The sequence below is a fragment of the Streptosporangiales bacterium genome (genome assembly GCA_009379825.1).
In the GTDB taxonomy this organism is placed as follows: Bacteria; Actinomycetota; Actinomycetes; order Streptosporangiales; family WHST01; genus WHST01.
The window spans coordinates 1-17276 of sequence record WHTA01000097.1; the positions used below are offsets into that span (position 1 = coordinate 1).

A 17276-nucleotide genomic window follows, 5' to 3' on the forward strand; every position below is an offset into this window, starting at 1 on the left:
CTCGACACCTGGTCGAGGCCAAGCAAGCCGGATCACCGCGCTGCCAACCGGCAGCGACACGACACCAAGTGGGGAGATCCCGTGACCGCCAGCGGGGAGATCAGCTGACCGTCAGTGGGGAGGATTCCATGTCCGCGGACAAACGTCACCGCTCCTGTCGACGTACCCAACGCGGAAGGAAGTACACCGGCATGTCCAACGTGTCGGCGATCTCCGTGTGCAGTGCCATCTCGGTGCCCTGGTCCCAGGCCAGCGACCAACGCAGCGGCGCGGGTAGCTGATCGAACGCGGTGATGAGCGCGTCGGGGACGGCCTCGGCGGTGTGCCGGCCGGGCAGGTGCGATTACACGTGAACCGGCTGGACCGGTCGACCACTGTGCCGATCGCGGACTGGTTGCCGGCGCCGAGGATGAGAGTGCCTTGCCAGTGGCCAGGCACGCTGCGGCCGGTGGTTTCGGCCGCTCGCTGGTCGATCATCGTCATGCCGACCAGGCTCCCCCGCGCGATGTTCCTCCGGGCAGCACTCAGTGTGGTAGTTCCCGCTTCAATCCACCGAGGTCGACTCGGTAGACGGCCCGGTAGACGGTGGCGATCTTGCCGGCCTTGCGATGGGCTCGCCGGTCGATCGCCAGCCGCTGCGCCGAGACCGGCCGGTACTGGGCGATGTCTGGGTCACGGTGACGGCGCAACTCCCGAACCACTCGAGTGTTGCGATGATCACTGGAATCCGCCCCGCCACCGATTGCCCTCGGTGCCAGTCTGAGATCGGGCCGCCACCACGTGAAGACGAGGATGCTTGGTGCCGCCACCCATGCCGGATTCCAGAGAACGGACCATCTAGCCACCGGCAAGCGATCGGACGGTGACGGGTTGGCGGGTTCGCAGTGCCAGCTCCACGGCTTCGGCAGCCGCGATGCCCCAGCACGCCTCGTCCAGCGGGATCACGTCGTGGGCGCGCTGACCGGTGACGACGCCCAGGGCGTAGTCGACCTCGCGGCGCAGGGCGCCGCCGACCTGACCATCCTCGTCTGGCCACAGCGAAAGGTCGGGTACTCGGCTGCCTGTTGTCGTCCACTCCACCAGGGCGTCGCTGAGCAGGCGTTGCCGGATGACGCCGTCGAGGCCGAGCAGCTCGGCCTCGGCGGCGATGGTGCCTTCGAGCTCCAGCGAGCCGGAGACCGTGTCGGGGGCGGTGTCGGGGACGAGCCACGCCGACTCGACGGTGGCGGTGGCCCCGCCTTCGAACTCCAGCAGTGCCGAGATCACACTGGGTTCTGCGGCACCGGCGGCGGCGCTGCTCATCGCCATGGCCCGGGTGACGGGTGCGCCGGTGAAGGAGACTGCCAGGTCGATGTCGTGGATGCACGACTCCCACACGGGATGGACGCGGTCGCCAAACGACGCGTACCAGCTGCGGCTGAAGTCACGTCGTAGGCGCAGCGCGCACAGCCTGCCGATGGCATCCGCACGCAACCGCTCACGCATCCGGCGGTACGGCATCGCGAACCGTGAAATATTCCCGGTGACAACGTGACGGCCGACACGCGCCGATGCTTCCTGGATGGTCCAGGCGTCAGCGGCGGAGAGTGCGAGCGGCTTCTCCACGAAGACGTGGCATCCCGCCTCCAGCGCGATCAGCGCGAGCGAGGCGTGGGTGGACTCGTCCGAGGCGATGACGACGACTGAGGGAGACAGTCGAGCCAACAACGGCGCCAGCTCGGTGGCCGTCTCGGCGACGCCATGCGCCCGGGCCACGTCGGCCAGCCGCTCCTCGTTCGGATCACACGCGCCAACCAGTCGGGCACCCGCCTGCGCCCACACCGACGCGTGCAATGCGCCGAACCGTCCGACGCCCGCGATCACGATGTCGATCTCGTTCATCCTTGCTGGCCCAACCTGTCGTCGAAGGCTTCCTTGGCGGCGTGGCCGGTGACCAGAGCCACTACGCTGGCACCCGGCTCCGCAAGCTCACGCACCGAAGCGACGGAGGCGGCGGCCGCTGGCTCGGCGGCGATACCACGCGCGGCGAGAGCTCGGGCCGCTTCGAGGATGGTCTCCTCCGGAACGGCCGTCATACACCCGCCACTGTCACGGACCGCGGCAAGTGTGAGCAGTCCTTCGCGCTCGTACCCGCGCAGGGAATCGGCAATCGCGCCCGCGACCGTCGGTTCGGACGGTATCGGTGACGCCAGTGAGGAGGCCCAGTCGTCGGCGGCCCAGGCACGGGCCAGGGGAGCGCAGGCTGCCGCCTGGACACCGATCATGCGTGGTACGCGGCCGATGGCGTTGGCCGCGAGAAGATCTCCGAAGCCAGCGGACACCCCCGTCAGGAGCGGTCCCGCGCCAACCGGAACGACCACCGCGTCAGGAGCCCGGCCGAGGTCGGTCACCAGCTCGCAAGCCAGGCCGCGGTAGGCCTCGGTCAGCACCGGGTTGCGGTAGGTCGTCGTGACATTGAACCAGCCCTCGCCTTCGGCCGTGGCCGCGGCCTGGTACGCGGTACTGAAGTCGCCGTCGACGACGTGCACCCCGGCGCCGTGCGAGGTGGCGATAGCTAGCTTGCCCGCAGCCTGTGACTGACGACCGCAGTAGAGCTTGCACCGCAGGCCCGCGGCCGCCGCATACGCGGCAGCGGAGACAGCGGCATTGCCGGTGGAGGCGAGCACCAGCCCGGACATGTCGAGGTCGAGCGCCATCGACACCGCCAGAGCCATCGCCCGGTCCTTGAACGACAGCGTGGGGTTGAGCGACTCGAGCTTCAGGTGCACCGAGCCGCCGTTCGCCGCCAGCCACGGTGCGTGCAACAGCGGCGTGCCTCCCTCGCCGAGCGTGACCGCGTGCCGGGTGGTGGGCAGCAGCCCGCCGTACCGCCACACCCCGCTCCCGTCGCCCGGGTGTACGCCACCGGCGGCCACTGCTGCCATGCGCAGAACCAGCGGACCCGCGCAGTGGTCGCAGCGGTAGGCGGGCAGCTCGTGAACGGCGGTGCACTCGGCACATACCACCGCGTAGGCGCGGGACCCCGTCACAGCGGGCCGCTTCGCGCTATTCGCGCTATTCGCGCTCATCGTGCGTCTCCGGCGGCCAGCATCCCGTACGCCAGCTGCCGATAGATGGCGGTGGCGGCTTCCAGCTGGTCCACGCTCACCCACTCCTCCAGCGAATGCGCCTGGGCGATATCACCCGGTCCGCAGACGACCGTCGGGATGCCCGTCCGGTCGGCCAGAAGCGCGCCGTCGGTCCAGAACTGCACACCCACGGGCTCGGCGTCGTACCCCAGGCGCCGCGCGCAGATCCCGGCGAGGTGCCGCAGATGCGCGTTGTCCTCCGGACAGTCCAGCGGCACGTGGGGAAACGACGACGTCGCCGGCAGCTCGCTGACACTCGCCTGGACGCCCGGATCCGCACCGCTCATCTCGTCGACCAGCTCACGTACCTGCGTGAGCACGCCGGGATATGTCTCCCCGGGCAGCCAACGTCGATCTAGCTGCACCACGCAGTGTGCAGGCACCATCGGCGGCCGATCTCCACCGTTGACGACGCCGACGTTGATAGTGGCGGGACCGAGCAGCGGATGAGGAGCCGCACGCAGCCGCGGGGCCAGGTCACGTCGGACGAGTTCGACGAACTCGGCCGCGTGATGAATCGCGTTGACGCCACGCTCCGGGGTACTGCCGTGAGCCGCCACTCCCGTGAAGCGCACCTCGATCCACATCGCGCCCTTGTGGGCGCGCGCCACCCGTAGGCCGGTCGGCTCACCGACGACAGCGAAGTCGGCGCGCAAGCCGTTGCGGACCAGCTCCTGCATCCCAGGACTGCCGTTCTCCTCACCCGCGACGCCGGCGAACACCAGCTCGCCGGAGAGCTCGGCCGAGCGGGCGGCTACGTCACGGACGACCAGGAGCATGGCTGCCATCGCTCCCTTCATGTCGACCGCACCGCGTCCGTAAAGTCGCTCCCCGCGCACACGTGGCCGTAGGGCGTCGGTCATTCCGTATGGGGGAACGGTGTCGAGGTGGGCGTTCAGTAGCAGAACAGGACCGGGGCGCTGGCCACGCACCACTGCGACGACGTTCGCGCGCCCGCTCTCCACCGGCTGGAGCTCGACCGACACTCCGGAGTTCCGCAGCCAGCGCGCGACGAACTGCGCGACGTCGAGCTCGTTCGCCGGGTGGTCCTCGTGCCCCTCGACCGCCAACAGCTCGGAAGCGAGGCCAACGACGGCGTCGCGGCCGCTCATGGATGCCCTCCCAGGGCGGTGTGACTGAACGCCGTGACGGCTTCCGCAGCGGCTCGGTGGCGGGCGCGCGCCTGGCGACAACGCTCGCGTACCTCAGCAGGAGGTACTGGCAGAGGATCGACGGTCACCGTTCGAGATGCCTCGTCGACGTCGTCCCATACCCCGATGCCGACACCGGCCAGCAGAGCGGCTCCGAGCGGCGAGGCGTCGAACCGTGTGCCGTAGACAGGTCCACCAGCGACGGCGACGACGGTGTCGCGCCACAGCGCGGACCGGGCCACGCCGCCGCCGACCCGAATCTCGGTGAGCCCGTCGATCTGCTTCGCCACTTCATCTACCGCGGCCAGACACCCGAAGGCCACGCCCTCCACCACGGCTCGTGCGACGTGAGCTCTGCCGTGCTCCGGTCCTTGACCAAGGAACGCCGCTCGGACCGTGTCATCGTGCGTCGGTGCGCTCGAGCCGAGCATGAACGGCAGGTACACCAGTCCGCCGGCACCTGGCGGAGCCTCGCTACCGAGGAGGTCCGCCAATCCCTCGTCGCCAGCGGATCCCGACCCACCCAGGAGCTCCTTCTCCGCCCACCGCACGCTCATCCCCGCCGCGTAGACCGAGGCCATGACCAGGAAGCCGGGAGCACCGGCCTGGCCGAACAGGAACAGCGGACCCGCCTCGGCCGTCGCCAACGGTGCCATGACCTGAGCGGCTGTACCCGTGTTGACGTAGACACACCCCGAGCGCACCGCTCCGGCGCCGAGAGCGGCGGCGGCGACATCGCCCGCGCCCGCGACGACAGGTGTGCCTGCTGTCAGACCGGTCGCGCGTGCCGCCTCGGGTAGCAGGCGGCCGACCACCTCGGTGGACAAGCCGATGTCCGGTGCGAGAGCCGGGCTGGCGCCGCACAGCTCCCACAGCTCGTTCGCCCAAGCCCGCTCATGGACGTCGTACAGCAGCGTTCCGGCGGCGTCGGAGGTGTCCGTTCCCCACGTGCCGGTGAGGCGATGCCGGAGGACGTCTTTCGGCAACACCATCCGTACGGCCGCCGCCAGAGCGTCCGGCTCGTGCCGCGCAATCCACGCCACCTTCGGCGCCGAGAACGCCTCGACGACCGGGTTGCCGCAGCGCCGGACGAACTGCGGCTGCTTCCGCAGGTCGGCGGCCTCCCCGCTCGCGCGGCGGTCGGCCCAGGTGAGCGCGGGTCGCATCGCCTGGTCGTCCGCCCCGATCAGCGTCACCGCGTGCATGTGCCCGCTCAGCCCGACGGCCTCGACCGGTCTTCCATCCGACCGGTCCACCGCGGCGCGGACCGCGGTCACGGTAGCCGCCCACCAGTCCTCGGTGTCCTGCTCGTGCCCACCGTCTGGAGTCGTACTAGAGGGGTAGTCGACGGAGCCGAGGGACACAGGCACCCCGGTCCCGGCATCGACCAGCACGGCCTTGACGCCCGTGGTGCCGAGGTCGATCCCGAGCAACAGCGGCGCGGACATGGCGAGTCAGCGGTTTCGTCGAGGCGTGAAACCGAACTCCGCGAGGAACTCCAGCGACTCCTCGGCGACCCGGTCCATGTCCGCCAGCCCGACACCCGCCGGCTCACCGACACCGATCGGTCCGCCGACCTGCCAGCCCTCCCATTCCACACTGACGTACCCGTCGAAGTCGATCTCGGCGAGCGCCTCGTAGGTCTCGCGGAAGTCGACGAGACCGCCGCCGAACCAGATGTGGTTCGTGTTCACGATGGTGGGCAGCCCTACCTCGTCCTTGATCTGCACAATGTCGATGTACCGAGCGAGTCGCTTGATGGCATCTCCCACGTTCATGAACGGCTTGACGGCGACATAGAAGGCGCCGGTGTCCATGGTCATCCGCAGGTTCGATGCACCGATCTCGTCGAACATCCGCTCAATCAGCTCTACCCGGTTGAGGATCGTTCCCTGCAGCAGTTCGATGCTCACGTTGAGCCCCAGCGTGTCCGCGTAGGAGGCCACCTCGGTGATGGCCTCACGGCACTGGCGCCAGGCCTCCTTGCGTGGCAGGAGCACGTTGAGCGGAGGGTCGTAGTAGCCGTCGCCGATCAGCGTACACGCGGACGTCGCACCGAGCGCGGCGGCCGCGTCCAGGGCCTTCTTGAACGTATCGATCCCGCGTTCCCGGTCGAACTCCCGCGGGCTGACGAACGTGGTGTGGCAGGCGACGTAGCCGACGTCGATCCCGGCCTCCTCGACGCTGCGTCGAGTCTGTGCGAGCTGATCGGCGTAGCCGTCCTTGGGACCCTGCAGGAGGTGGCCAAAGATGAAGTCCACGCCGTCGTAGCCGTACCGGGCGACCTGCTCAGCGCACCACGCCGGTGACTTGTCACCCCACGAGTTCCACGCCGGGCCCGCGGCCTCCAATCGACCCCACGGCATGTTCGGCCATACCTCGAAGCTGATCTTCATGGCATGTCACCCTTCTTCTCCATCGATGCGGGCACGTCACCGGAGAGGCCGCGAGAAGGCCTGTGCTGACTGACGAATGCAGGGCCGGGTTCCAAGCTCATCGGCTGGCTCCCGCGATCAGGCCGCGGACGAAGTATCTACCTATGAACAGGAACGGCAGGATGACCGGGATCATTGTGCAGACCGTGCCGGCCATCAGCAGACCCCAGTTCACGGTGTACTGACCCATGATCGCGCTGAGCCCGATCGGGAGCGTCTTCAGACCGTCGCTGACGACGATCTGTGAGGCGAAGACGAACTCGGTCCAGGAGAACACGAACGCGTACATCGCCGCGGTGGCGATGCCGGGCATCAGCAGCGGCAGCACAACCTGCATCATGATGCGGATCGGACCCGCGCCGTCAACTGCGGCGGCCTCGTCCAGATCCTCGGGCACGGCGAGGATGAAGCCGCGCAGCAACCAGGTACAGAACGGCGCGGTGAACGCGACGTTGACGAGGACGAGCGCGTTCCGAGTATCGATCAGCTCCACCGCGGCAAGCACTTGGTAGAGCGGCACCAGCAGCAAGGTGCCGGGAATCATGTACGCGACCAGTATCAACACGGCGACCTTGTTGTTGCCGGGAATGCGCAGCCGGTACAGGCCGTAACCGGCCGCGACGGATACCAGGGTGCTGAGCAGCGCCGTGAGCAATGCCACGACGAAGCTGTTCGTCAGATACGTCGGATAGTCGGTGGCGGTGAACAGCTGCCGGAAGTTCTCCAGCGTCGGGTCCTCGGGGACCAGCGTCGGATCGTTCCGGATGATCTCTTGGCGTCCCTTGAACGACGAGGCGGTTACCCAGTACAGCGGCCCCAGGACAAGGATCGTCATGGCGGTCATGGCGATCAGCCGTGGTGCCTTCGCGACAAGATGCGGGCCACTCATGCGTCGTCCCGGGGGCGGGCTAGCTTGAAATAGACGTAGACCAGGAGCGCGAGAAGCGCGATCGTGGCGATGCTGGCGGCGGCTGCTTCACTCGCGCGGAACGCGCTGAATGCCTTGTGGTAGGTGAAGACCGGAGCCGTCGTCGAGGCGTCGGCCGGCCCGCCCTCCGTAACCAGGTAGATCGAGTCGACGATGTTCAACGCCCACAGTGAGCCGACCAGGCCCAGGGCGAACAGGATCGGCTGGATGATCGGCATCGTGACGTGCCAGAACGTCTGCCATGCGTTGGCGCCGTCGATGCGTGCGGCTTCGAGTATTTCGGTCGGCACCGTGTGCAGCGCACCGTGGATGACGACTGCGGCGAGCGGGAACCAATGCCAACTGTTGACGAAGGTCAATGCGGCCAGTGCCGTGCCGGCGCTCGCGAATGGGCCACCCATGTCGATACCAACAGCCGCTAAGAATTTCGTGATGATGCCATAGTTGGTGTTGGTCATCCACTGCCAGATCACCGCCACCGCCACCGTAGGGATCACCCACGGCAGCAGGATCCAGGTGCGAGCCGTACGCGACCACAGGCCGGAGCGCATGAGCAGCAGGGCGGTGGCGAATGCCAGTCCGGTCTGCAAGGCGAGATTGCCCACCAGCCATAGCCCGGACCGGGCGACAGAACGCCAGAACGCGCCGTCGCTCAGCACCGCGACGAATGTTTCGAAGCCGACGAATTCGCTTGGAGTGCCGATCACCCGCTGGTCCTGCAAGCCGAGCGCGATGGTGTTGACTAGTGGAAAGCCGATTACGCCCAGCATGATCAGCACCAGCGGAGCTACGAGCACATAGCCGAGCAGGTTGCTTCGTGCGGCCGCCGCGGGTCGTGACCTGCTGGGAGCGGGCGCTTCCGCCGCCAGCGATGCGACGTTCTCGTCGGCCACTAGCGGACGGCATCCTGCATCTGCTCGGCACCCCAGGCGACCGCCTTGGCGGGTGAATGACCGGAGCTATGCATGCGTTGGATGACCTGGGCGATGATGTTCTGGCCGGAGATCTCGCCGACGGTGTCGATGTACTGCCCGTCGACGAAGCCGAACAGTTCGCCGGACTCCGCCTGCTTGAGCATGACGTCGACGCAGTGGCTGTATTTCTTGATCGTCTTGTGCTGGGTCCAGCTCTCGGCCTCTCGGCCGTCCTCGGTCAGCGGAAGGAAGAGTCCCGGCTCGGCGTTGAGGAAGTCCCCATAGTTGTCCGGTTTCAGGATGAAGCTCAGGAAGTCTTCCGCCGCGGCAGCACGTTCGTCGTCGTCGGAGAGGATCATCGCGCCGTTCGAGTAGTAGATGCTCCCAGGTTGTCCGCCGTCCGGCTGTGGGATGGGCACGCAGCCGAGGTCGTCGGTGGGACGGCCGGACTCCTCCTCGAACGGCGCGAGGTACTGCCCTTTCTCGATGGCCATGGCCGCCGCGCCGCTGTTCAGCGCGGCCTGCGGTTCGCCCCAGGAGTAGCTGCCGCTGTCCGAGGGCGAGTACTTCAGTAGCTGGTTATAGAAGTCGAAGGACTCGACCACCTCCGGCTTGTCGAAGTCGATGCCGCCATCGTCGGTGAAGAAGTTCGCGGCGCCGTTGGTCACCATGAAGCTGTAGACGACCTGATCGGTCGCGAGATTGCGGCCTGCCGGCAGCGCGATGCCACTCGTCTTGCCAGCATCGAGCTGCTTGGCGGCTGTGAGTAGGTCGTCCCAGCTCTTGGGTGGCTCAACACCCGCCTCGTCGAGTAGATCCTTGCGGTACCAGAGCACCTGGACCATGCCGTACAACGGGATCGCCCAGTGCTCTCCCTTGTCGCGGTATGGGGCGGTGGCGACGTCGGAGAAACCGTGCCCGGCGTCGAGCCCTTCCACCTTTTTGGACACCGGCCGGACAGACCCGAGCGTGCGGACGTATGTCGTGAAGTCGGGGATGGTGAAGAGCACATCCGGCTGGTTACCTGACTGGATTGAGCTCGCGATCTTCGAATAGATCTCGTCCCAGTTCTGCACCTGCTGCTTGACCCGGTACTTGGGGTCGGTGGCGTTGTAACGGTCGATGACTTCTTGGAACGCTTTCACCCGGTTGGGCGGCTCCTCCATATGCCACAGCGTGAGCACATTCTTGTCGTCCTTGCCCTCGGGTCCGCTGGCACCGCCGCACGCAGCGAGCAGCGTAGGTGCGAGTCCCAGAGTCGCTCCCGCGCCGACCGTCTTGGCGAGGAAACGACGACGGGTGAGTGGTGCTCCGCCGTGGTCGCTGCCGGGCGTCTCGGACATTTTCAGCCTCCTCGTTGGACCCCCGATCGGTTACTTGCGAGCGCCACGCGCATCGCAGGCGGCAGTCACCCCAACGCCGCGGCCAGCGCGGCAACGACCGCGTCTTTCGCCCTCACCGTTCGTCTCCTTAGGGCCAGATCAGGCAAGCGGAAGCCCGGGCGCCCGTCTCGAGCCAAGTCGACGGAATCCTTCTAGAATCTGTGGTCAAATATAGGCAACCGCTCTAGAGCTGACAACAGTTCGTACGTTACTTTCAGTCACGTCCGGCGAATGCGGTTCGGATGCGAGGAAGCGCGATGAGTGCCAGGAGCAGCCCTCCGAAGTACCTGGCAATCTCCGCTGACCTGCGCGAACGTTGCCTGAAGATGCCGGTGGGCGCGCGGCTTCCCTCCGAGCGGTGGTTGGCCGTCGACTTCGGGGTGAGCCTGATGACCGTACGCCAGGCTCTGGCCGAGCTGGCTTCCGCGGGCTGGGTCGAACGGGTCGCCGGAAGCGGTACGTTCGTCCGGCGGCCCAGGGTAGAGATGGGTCCCAGCCTGACGTCGTTCACCGAGGACATGCGCCGACGGAATCTCAGGCCATCCTCACGGCTGATCAGCTTCGAGCGAGTCGCAACCGACTCCGATGTCGCACGCGAGCTCGGTGTCCGACCTGGCGACGAGGTGATCACCGTCGAGCGGCTGCGCTTCGCCGACGGCGAGCCAATGTGCCACGAGCTCGCGCACCTTCCGCTCCACCTACTCAGCGTGCTCGAATCGGCGGATCTCGAAGGCTCGCTCCACGAGGCGCTCACCGCGGCGACCACCGTTCTCGTCTCGGCGACCCGCAAGGTGCGCGCACTACCGGCACCTCCGCGGGAGTGCCGGCTGCTCGACCTGCCGGTTGGCTCACCAGCCCTCGAGATCACCGACACCTTCTACGACACGCGCAATCGTCCAGTACAGACCGCGCGATCGCGTTACCGCTTCGACCGCTACGAAGTACTCAGTAAGCTCAGCCGCCAGCCCAACAACTCGCGACCACGACAACAGCCCGAGGAAGCCTGAGACGCGATGCCTGCCCGACAACTCTCGACGACAGTGTGGATGGTGGGGAGCGGCACGGACGAGCTCGCTCTCACCGACCCGCACGACTGCCACTGCTACCTCGTCTGGGATGGCTTCGGCGGCGTGCTCGTAGACGCAGGCACCGGCCTCGGCGCCCAACGCTGGTTGGCGAACGTTCGGCAGGTGTGTGCTCTCTCCGCTCTGCGTGGCGTCGTGCTGACGCACTACCACGCAGACCATGCCGGCGGCGCCCACGCGGCGCAGGATGCGGGCCTGCGCATCCTCGCGAGTCCAGAGACAGCTCACGCGCTCGCCGAAGCCGACGAAGAACGCACCTCACTCGCCCGCGCCCGCGAGGTGGGAGTCTATCCCCAGGACTTCCGGTTGCTTCCCGCAGCCGTCGACGAAGTGCTCGGCGACCACGCCGTCGCATACGGCGCGGACCGCATACAGGTGATGGTCCTCGACGCACCTGGGCATTGCGACGGCCATGTCGTCGCGCTCATGACCGACCCGGACGAACGCGGCGGATGGCTGTTCAGCGGGGACTGCCTGTTCGCCGGCGGGGCGGTCAGCATCCAGGCACTGCCGGACTGCCGGTTGGACCGCTACGCGAGCACGGTGACCCGACTAGCGGAGCACCATCCGGAAGCTCTCCTGCCCGGCCACGGCGAACTCGTACTCGACGGCGCATGGCGCGACATCGCCGACTCGGCCGCGTCGTTCGCCCGCCTCATTCCGCCCCAGAACATCCTGTCGCCATAGGAGTTCCTGGCTCCCTCCTCCACCTCTAAGCCGCCAACGACCTTGTCCAGCCGGGGTCAGCGGGCCGGCCTGCCCGCCTCCTGTGCGGTAGCTGCGTATTCGCGGCCGCCGAGAGTGAGCACAAGAGGGCGCGCTGCTGTCGGCCGCCCACAACCTCACCCGGCGGGAACCGCAAGCGTTCACCCCACCGTGGTGTCAGGCGCCGCCGGGGTACGGGCGCGGACCCGACCCAACTGGCGTGCCGTGCACCAATCCGTGCAAGCGGCTCCGGCGGTGTCCAGAAGCACCACACTGTCGCCGAGCACTCAGCCTCCCATGTGGCGGCCGATCACGGTCGTCGCGCTACTACTCGAACTTCTCGGCCGCGGCCAAGACCTGGAGCACGAGGGTCTGATCACCGTCGGCTATGCGTCCATCGAGATCACCGGCCAACGAGGCCTGGCAACAAAGCCACCTGACGGCGCTGGGCGCTGCGAGCCCACGAGACGGCCTGCCGGGGCCGGCCACCCGCAGCTCGCCTCGGCGGACGGCCCCTCATCGGGACACTAGCCTGATGACAACGCAGCAGGGCAGATGCCGACGTACCCGAGGAGTAGGCGTCAACGACCCCGGTGCCGGGGTTGACGCCGTGTGCGGCGGGCCGGGATCGTGGGTGAACCCGGGCACCTGCTACTCGACCTGCCGCATCTTCGCCAGCTCGGCCGGGTCCTCGGCGACAGGGTGGGTGAAGTAGAAGACCGCGGGGCGGAGGCTCACGCCGGTGTGCGGGTTCGCGGCAAGCTGGGCGAACCTGTGGTAGGACGCCATCGCCCACGTCGACGACCGGGCCAGCACCGCCTCGCCGTGATGCCGGCCGCACACCGACTGCGGCCACTCCCACAACGCGCCCGCCACGGTGGACACCGTGCCCGTCCCGACGCGGTCGGCGGCGACCGTGACCCGCCAGCCCCGCCGGGCCAGCATCAGCGCGGTGGTCAGCCCACTCACTCCGGCCCCAATGACCAGCGCGGACCGCTGATCAACCTGCGTCGTCACGAGGCGGCTACCTCCGTCTCCGTGGTCTCCTCGGCGGTGTCGGTGTCGGTGCGGCCAACGCTGCCGATGGCCTGGAACAGCAGGCTGGGGCGGCCGCCAAGGGAGTTGACGAACAGGCTGGTCACCGAGGCGGCCATCGCCACCATCGCCCACACCGGATACACCAGGCCGGTAGTGGACAGCGGGATGCCGATGCCGTTGAAGGTGAACGCCAGCGCGACGTTCTGCCGCACCCGGCGGTAGGAGCGGCGGCTGATGCCGCGAGCAGTGAGCACCAGGTTGAGGTCGTCGCGGACGATGATGATGTCGGCGGACTCGGTGGCGATGTCGGTGCCGGAGCCCATCGCGAGGCCGACGTCGGCGCGCATCAGCGCGGGCGCGTCGTTGATCCCGTCACCGACCATCGCGACCTTGTGCCCGCCGGTCTGGAACCGGCCGACGAGGTCGGCCTTGCCCTCGGGCAGCACCTCGGCGTGCACCTGCTCGATGCCGAGCTCGCCGGCGATGTGCCGCGCGGCGCGGGCGTTGTCACCGGTGACCAGCACCGGCGTGAGCCCGGCTTGGCGCAGTCCGGCGACCGCCTCGGTCGCCTCCGGGCGCAGGGTGTCCGCCAGCGCGAGCAGCCCGACGGCGCGGGTGTCACGGGCGACCGCGACGACGGTGTGCCCCTGGTTTTCCAGCTCGGTGACCTGGTCGGTGAGACCGGCCAGGTCGATCCCGGCCTCGGCCAGGAACGCGGGCCGGCCCACGAGCACCCGCTGGCCGGCGACCCAGGCCGTGACCCCGAACCCGGCGGTGGCCTGGAACCCGTCGGCGTCCAGCGCGGGTACCGTCGGCCGCCGACCGGCGGCGGCGTGGACGATGGCGCGGGCCAGCGGATGCTCCGACGGGCCCTCCGCGGCCGCGGCGAGCGCGAGCACCTCTGCCGGCTCGACCCCGGGCACCGCGTCGACGTGCTGCAGGGTGGGCCGGCCCTGGGTGAGCGTGCCGGTCTTGTCCAGCAGCACGTGCGTGACGCCGCGCAGCGTCTGGAACGCCTCCCCGGTGCGCATGATGATGCCGAGGTCGGCGGCCTCGCCGGCGCCACGGACGATCGCCAGCGGCGCGGCGATCCCGACCGCGCACGGGTAGCCCATCACCAGCACGGTCAGCGCCGCGAACACCGCCCGCTGCACGTTCACCTCGCCGGCCAGCGCCCAGCTGCCGACCAACCAGCCGAGCAACGCCAGCGCGGAGATCGACAACACGGTGGGGGTGTAGATCCGCAGGATCCGGTCGACCAGGTGCAGGATGCCGGGTTTGAGCGCGCGGGCGTCCTCGACGTGCCGGACCACCTGGGCCAGGAAGCTCTCCGCCGCCACCGTGGTCGCCTCGACCAGCAGCGTGCCGGCGCCATTGAGCGCCCCGGACACCACCGAGTCACCACGACCCTTTTCCTGCGGGATGGGTTCGCCGGTGACCAGCGACAGGTCCACGGTGGAGTACCCGTCGGCCACGCGGCCGTCCACCGGGATGCGCTCCCCGGGACGGATGCGCAGCAGCTCGCCGACGCCGACGTCGTCGACCGGCAGCTCGACCTCGACCCCGTCGCGGACCACCCGCGCCAGATCCGGCTGCAGGTCCAGCAGCTTCTTCACCGCCTGGCTGGAGCGGGTCTTGACCAGCAGCGACAGCCACTCGGAGAAGATGTGGTAGTTCGCCACCATCACCGACACGGCGAAAAACGCCGCCGTCGGATAGCCGGGCAACACCCCGGTCAGGCCGATGACGCCGCCGGCCAGCCCGGCGAACGCGCCGATCTCCAACAGCACATGCTGGTTCAAGATCCCGCGACGCAGCGACTGATACGCCATCCGCAGGATGTGCAAGGCCACACCGCCGACGACGGTCACCGCCAGGGCTCCCGCCAGCCATCCGATCACCGGCTCGGCCAGCACCCCGGTCGCGCGCAGCAGCAGCGCCGCCACACCGGGCGCGACGATACCCGCCGCGCCCAGCAACGCCTTGACCCGCCCCGCGGGGCGCAGGATCAGATACGCGACCGGCACCATCACCACCACCACGCTGGCCGGCACCAGCACCGACCAGACCCCGGTCACGGTGGCGATCAACCCGATCGCCGCCAAGCTCGCGGTGATCGCCCCCAACAGCCGCAGACCCTCACGGACCAGCTGCGCCTCTTCCTCCTCGAACGGCCGCAGCTTCCGCGGGTCGTACAGCTCATAGCCGATGTCCCGCAGCGTGGACAGGATCCGCTCCGGGGCGATCACGTCGGGGTCGTAGTCCACCAGCGCCTGCTCATGCGTCAGGCTCACCGCGACCTGCCCGACCCCGTCCATCCGGCCCAACGCCTTCTCGATCGTGCCCGTACACAGCGAGCAATGCAGCCCCGCGATCCGCGCCCGAATCCGGGCATGCCCGGCCACCGTGGACGGCTCCACCGCCCACAACGCGGCGTCGCGCTCGGTGTCCACACTCACGACCGGACCTCCTTCCCACCGATATCGGTGCCGGTGACAGTGAAACCCGCCTGCTCGACCCACTCGGCCGCCAGCTGTGCTAACGCCTCGGCGTCGACGCGACCGGCATCGAACCGCACCCGCACCGCACCCGTGGCGTGATCCGCCTCCACGGCGCCGACACCGTCCAGGCGGCCGAGCACCTTCTGCAGGCGCCGGCCGCAGGCAGCGCAGTCCATGCCCTCCACCTGGACCGTCACGATCTGACCCATCGCGTTCCCCTTCGCGTTGCTAGTACGGGCTCCGACCTGCTGTTTCCCGACTCGCTTCGCACATTACGAGCTTGCCCCTGGGGCAAGGTCAAGCTGCGTATCCTGGAAGGAGCAAGGAGGCCATCGTGAGCACCGACACCGCGCCGGCGACCTGGACCGTTGGCAAGGCCGCCCAGGCCGCCGGACTCTCCGCCAAAGCGGTCCGGCTGTACGAGACCAAGGGGCTGCTGCCACCGGCGAAGCGCACCGACGCCGGCTACCGCACCTACACCGACGACGACATCGCCGTGCTGCAGTTCATCCGCCAGGCCAAGACCCTCGGCCTGTCCCTCGGCGAGATCCGCGACATCCTCGACCTCCGCCGCAGCGGCACCACCCCCTGCCGCCACGTCGTCGCCCTGCTCGACCAGCGCATCCGTGAGGTCGACCGCACCATCGCCGACCTACGCCAACTCCGCCACACCCTCACCGGCACCCGCACCCACGCTCACCAACACCAGACCGACCACACCGACGGCGTGTGCCAGATCATCGAACGCAAAGAATACGATTGACCGGTGACTACGACGTCGACGTCGCGCATACCCGGCTCGGTTTCGTCGCCCGGCACGCGATGGTGACGAAGGTGCGCGGCTCGTTCATGCAGTTCGAAGGACATCTGCACATCGACGCCGCCGACCCGACGAAATCCAGCGGTACGTTGCGGATCGTCACCGCCAGCATCGACTTCTTCGACATGCCTACCTACCCGGAGATCACCTTCGCCAGTACCGCGATCGAGCAGGTCACCGGGGACAGCTACCGCGTGACGGGTGACCTGACCATCAAGGGCGTCACCATGCCAGTCATCCTCGACGTCGAGTTCACCGGATCCGCGGTGGACCCGATGGGCAACCACCGCCTCGGCCTGGAGGCGACCGGCACACTGAACCGCAAGGACTGGGGCATCACCTGGAACGCGCTGCTGGAGGCGGGCGGGGTGTTGGTGAGCGACAAGATCGACCTCGCCATCGACGTCTCCGCGATCAAGAGCCAACCCGCCGGTTGACTGCTGCTGCACCGCTTGGGCGTAGCCGCAGCGCGACGACCACGACCAGGACGACCGCGCCTGCGGCGAGCACAGCGTTGCTGACCAGGTCGGCGGTTCCACCAACCACGAGGAGGCAGCGACCGCGTCGCCGGCGCCGGCGACGAAGAGCGCGGCCGTGACAGTAAGGCGAATCGTGCCGAGTCACGGCTCGGCTCAGCACTCGAAGCTGATGGTCTCGCCGTTGCGATCGGGACGCCGATGCTCCAGATAGCATGCAGGCCGAGCACGAACAGCGTCCACGGCTCACTCATACCGAGTGCCGGGACGTAGCCCCGTAGTCGAGCAGCGCACTCCCCCGTAGTCGGGGTTGAACAGACAGGCGTCGCGCCGACGGTGTGCTGGCTCACAGAGCGGCCAGAAGCGGTTCCCGCAGGATCGAGGCAGGACTCCGCATCCGAGACAGGAGATACCCATGGCGCGCATCCCGGTATACGACGTGGCCGGCGCCCCCGCGGCGAGCAAGGACCGGCTCGCGACGCTGGAGAAGCGGCACGGCAAGGTGCTCAACATCCACGGGGAGATGGCGCACTCGCCGGCCGTCATCGCTGCGTACACAGGCGTGCAAGGCGCGGTCGCCGAGCACGGCACGTTCGACGCGTCCACGAGGGAGGCGATCGCGCTCGCGGTCGGCGCCGTCGACGGATGCGACTACTGCCAGGCCGCGCACACCGCCGCGGGGCTGCGCGCCGGACTGTCGGAAGACCAGACCA

Annotated in this window: 15 protein-coding genes and 1 pseudogene; 5 read left to right on the forward strand and 11 right to left on the reverse strand. The window is 68.4% G+C overall.

Annotation, left to right across the window (positions count from 1 at the left end):
* Window positions 1-837: 837 nt before the first annotated feature.
* The 8 genes from GEV07_27680 to GEV07_27715 form a co-directional block, all read right to left on the reverse strand.
* Complete coding sequence (locus GEV07_27680) at window positions 838-1881, reverse strand: hypothetical protein (protein ID MQA06338.1); 1044 nt, start codon at window positions 1879-1881, stop codon at window positions 838-840.
* Window positions 1878-3152, reverse strand: coding sequence for a pyridoxal-phosphate dependent enzyme (locus GEV07_27685; GenBank protein ID MQA06339.1), 1275 nt, complete (start codon window positions 3150-3152; stop codon window positions 1878-1880). Before GEV07_27685 ends, GEV07_27680 begins: the two co-directional genes overlap by 4 nt.
* Entirely contained in the window at window positions 3065-4240 is a 1176-nt protein-coding gene (locus GEV07_27690; protein ID MQA06340.1) for an ArgE/DapE family deacylase, read from the reverse strand. The genes GEV07_27685 and GEV07_27690 overlap by 88 nt, the downstream gene beginning before the upstream one ends.
* On the reverse strand, window positions 4237-5727 hold the full coding sequence (locus tag GEV07_27695) for a hypothetical protein (protein MQA06341.1): 1491 nt from the start codon (window positions 5725-5727) through the stop codon (window positions 4237-4239). The genes GEV07_27690 and GEV07_27695 overlap by 4 nt, the downstream gene beginning before the upstream one ends.
* A 6-nt stretch (window positions 5728-5733) precedes the next feature.
* The gene (locus GEV07_27700; protein ID MQA06342.1) at window positions 5734-6675 is read right to left on the reverse strand and encodes a TIM barrel protein; all 942 of its coding nucleotides are present in this window, start codon (window positions 6673-6675) and stop codon (window positions 5734-5736) included.
* A gap of 97 nt (window positions 6676-6772) precedes the next feature.
* Window positions 6773-7603 carry an ABC transporter permease subunit gene (locus GEV07_27705; protein ID MQA06343.1) on the reverse strand — a complete coding sequence of 277 codons (831 nt, stop codon included), beginning with the start codon at window positions 7601-7603 and terminating at the stop codon, window positions 6773-6775.
* A complete protein-coding gene (locus GEV07_27710) occupies window positions 7600-8535 on the reverse strand; it encodes an ABC transporter permease subunit (protein MQA06344.1) in 936 nt (311 codons plus the stop codon). The genes GEV07_27705 and GEV07_27710 overlap by 4 nt, the downstream gene beginning before the upstream one ends.
* Complete coding sequence (locus tag GEV07_27715; protein ID MQA06345.1) at window positions 8535-9899, reverse strand: extracellular solute-binding protein; 1365 nt, start codon at window positions 9897-9899, stop codon at window positions 8535-8537. The genes GEV07_27710 and GEV07_27715 overlap by 1 nt, the downstream gene beginning before the upstream one ends.
* 281 nt (window positions 9900-10180) lie before the next feature.
* On the opposite strand from GEV07_27715, the gene GEV07_27720 reads away from it, so the two are divergent.
* Both GEV07_27720 and GEV07_27725 read left to right on the forward strand, forming a co-directional pair.
* Entirely contained in the window at window positions 10181-10945 is a 765-nt protein-coding gene (locus GEV07_27720) for a UTRA domain-containing protein (protein ID MQA06346.1), read from the forward strand.
* A 6-nt stretch (window positions 10946-10951) separates the two neighbouring features.
* Complete coding sequence (locus tag GEV07_27725; GenBank protein ID MQA06347.1) at window positions 10952-11710, forward strand: MBL fold metallo-hydrolase; 759 nt, start codon at window positions 10952-10954, stop codon at window positions 11708-11710.
* 421 nt (window positions 11711-12131) lie between these two features.
* Here GEV07_27725 and GEV07_27730 read toward each other — a convergent pair.
* The 3 genes and pseudogenes from GEV07_27730 to GEV07_27740 all read right to left on the reverse strand — a co-directional run bounded on the left by GEV07_27730 (window position 12132) and on the right by GEV07_27740 (window position 15476).
* Window positions 12132-12673, reverse strand: a pseudogene (locus tag GEV07_27730) (hypothetical protein).
* Between the two features lie 68 nt (window positions 12674-12741).
* Window positions 12742-15225: a heavy metal translocating P-type ATPase gene (locus GEV07_27735; GenBank protein MQA06348.1), complete on the reverse strand. Its 2484-nt coding sequence runs from the start codon at window positions 15223-15225 to the stop codon at window positions 12742-12744.
* Window positions 15222-15476, reverse strand: a complete 255-nt coding sequence (locus GEV07_27740) for a hypothetical protein (protein MQA06349.1) — start codon at window positions 15474-15476, stop codon at window positions 15222-15224. The genes GEV07_27735 and GEV07_27740 overlap by 4 nt, the downstream gene beginning before the upstream one ends.
* 125 nt (window positions 15477-15601) lie before the next feature.
* Between GEV07_27740 and GEV07_27745 the strand changes: the two genes are divergently transcribed.
* The 3 genes from GEV07_27745 to GEV07_27755 all read left to right on the forward strand — a co-directional run.
* On the forward strand, window positions 15602-16030 hold the full coding sequence (locus tag GEV07_27745) for a MerR family DNA-binding protein (GenBank protein ID MQA06350.1): 429 nt from the start codon (window positions 15602-15604) through the stop codon (window positions 16028-16030).
* Window positions 16021-16524: a polyisoprenoid-binding protein gene (locus GEV07_27750; GenBank protein ID MQA06351.1), complete on the forward strand. Its 504-nt coding sequence runs from the start codon at window positions 16021-16023 to the stop codon at window positions 16522-16524. The genes GEV07_27745 and GEV07_27750 overlap by 10 nt, the downstream gene beginning before the upstream one ends.
* A 454-nt stretch (window positions 16525-16978) precedes the next feature.
* Window positions 16979-17276, forward strand: a 298-nt coding sequence (locus tag GEV07_27755; protein MQA06352.1) for a carboxymuconolactone decarboxylase family protein, incomplete at its 3' end; no start/stop codon positions are given.

Coding starts and splice junctions, on each gene's coding strand:
- GEV07_27680 (MQA06338.1), bottom strand. CDS start 1,881: ATGAACGAGATCGACATCGTGATCGCGGGCGTCGGACGGTTCGGCGCA.
- GEV07_27690 (MQA06340.1), bottom strand. CDS start 4,240: ATGAGCGGCCGCGACGCCGTCGTTGGCCTCGCTTCCGAGCTGTTGGCG.
- GEV07_27695 (MQA06341.1), bottom strand. CDS start 5,727: ATGTCCGCGCCGCTGTTGCTCGGGATCGACCTCGGCACCACGGGCGTC.
- GEV07_27700 (MQA06342.1), bottom strand. CDS start 6,675: ATGAAGATCAGCTTCGAGGTATGGCCGAACATGCCGTGGGGTCGATTG.
- GEV07_27705 (MQA06343.1), bottom strand. CDS start 7,603: ATGAGTGGCCCGCATCTTGTCGCGAAGGCACCACGGCTGATCGCCATG.
- GEV07_27715 (MQA06345.1), bottom strand. CDS start 9,899: ATGTCCGAGACGCCCGGCAGCGACCACGGCGGAGCACCACTCACCCGT.
- GEV07_27720 (MQA06346.1), top strand. CDS start 10,181: ATGCGAGGAAGCGCGATGAGTGCCAGGAGCAGCCCTCCGAAGTACCTG.
- GEV07_27725 (MQA06347.1), top strand. CDS start 10,952: ATGCCTGCCCGACAACTCTCGACGACAGTGTGGATGGTGGGGAGCGGC.
- GEV07_27740 (MQA06349.1), bottom strand. CDS start 15,476: ATGGGTCAGATCGTGACGGTCCAGGTGGAGGGCATGGACTGCGCTGCC.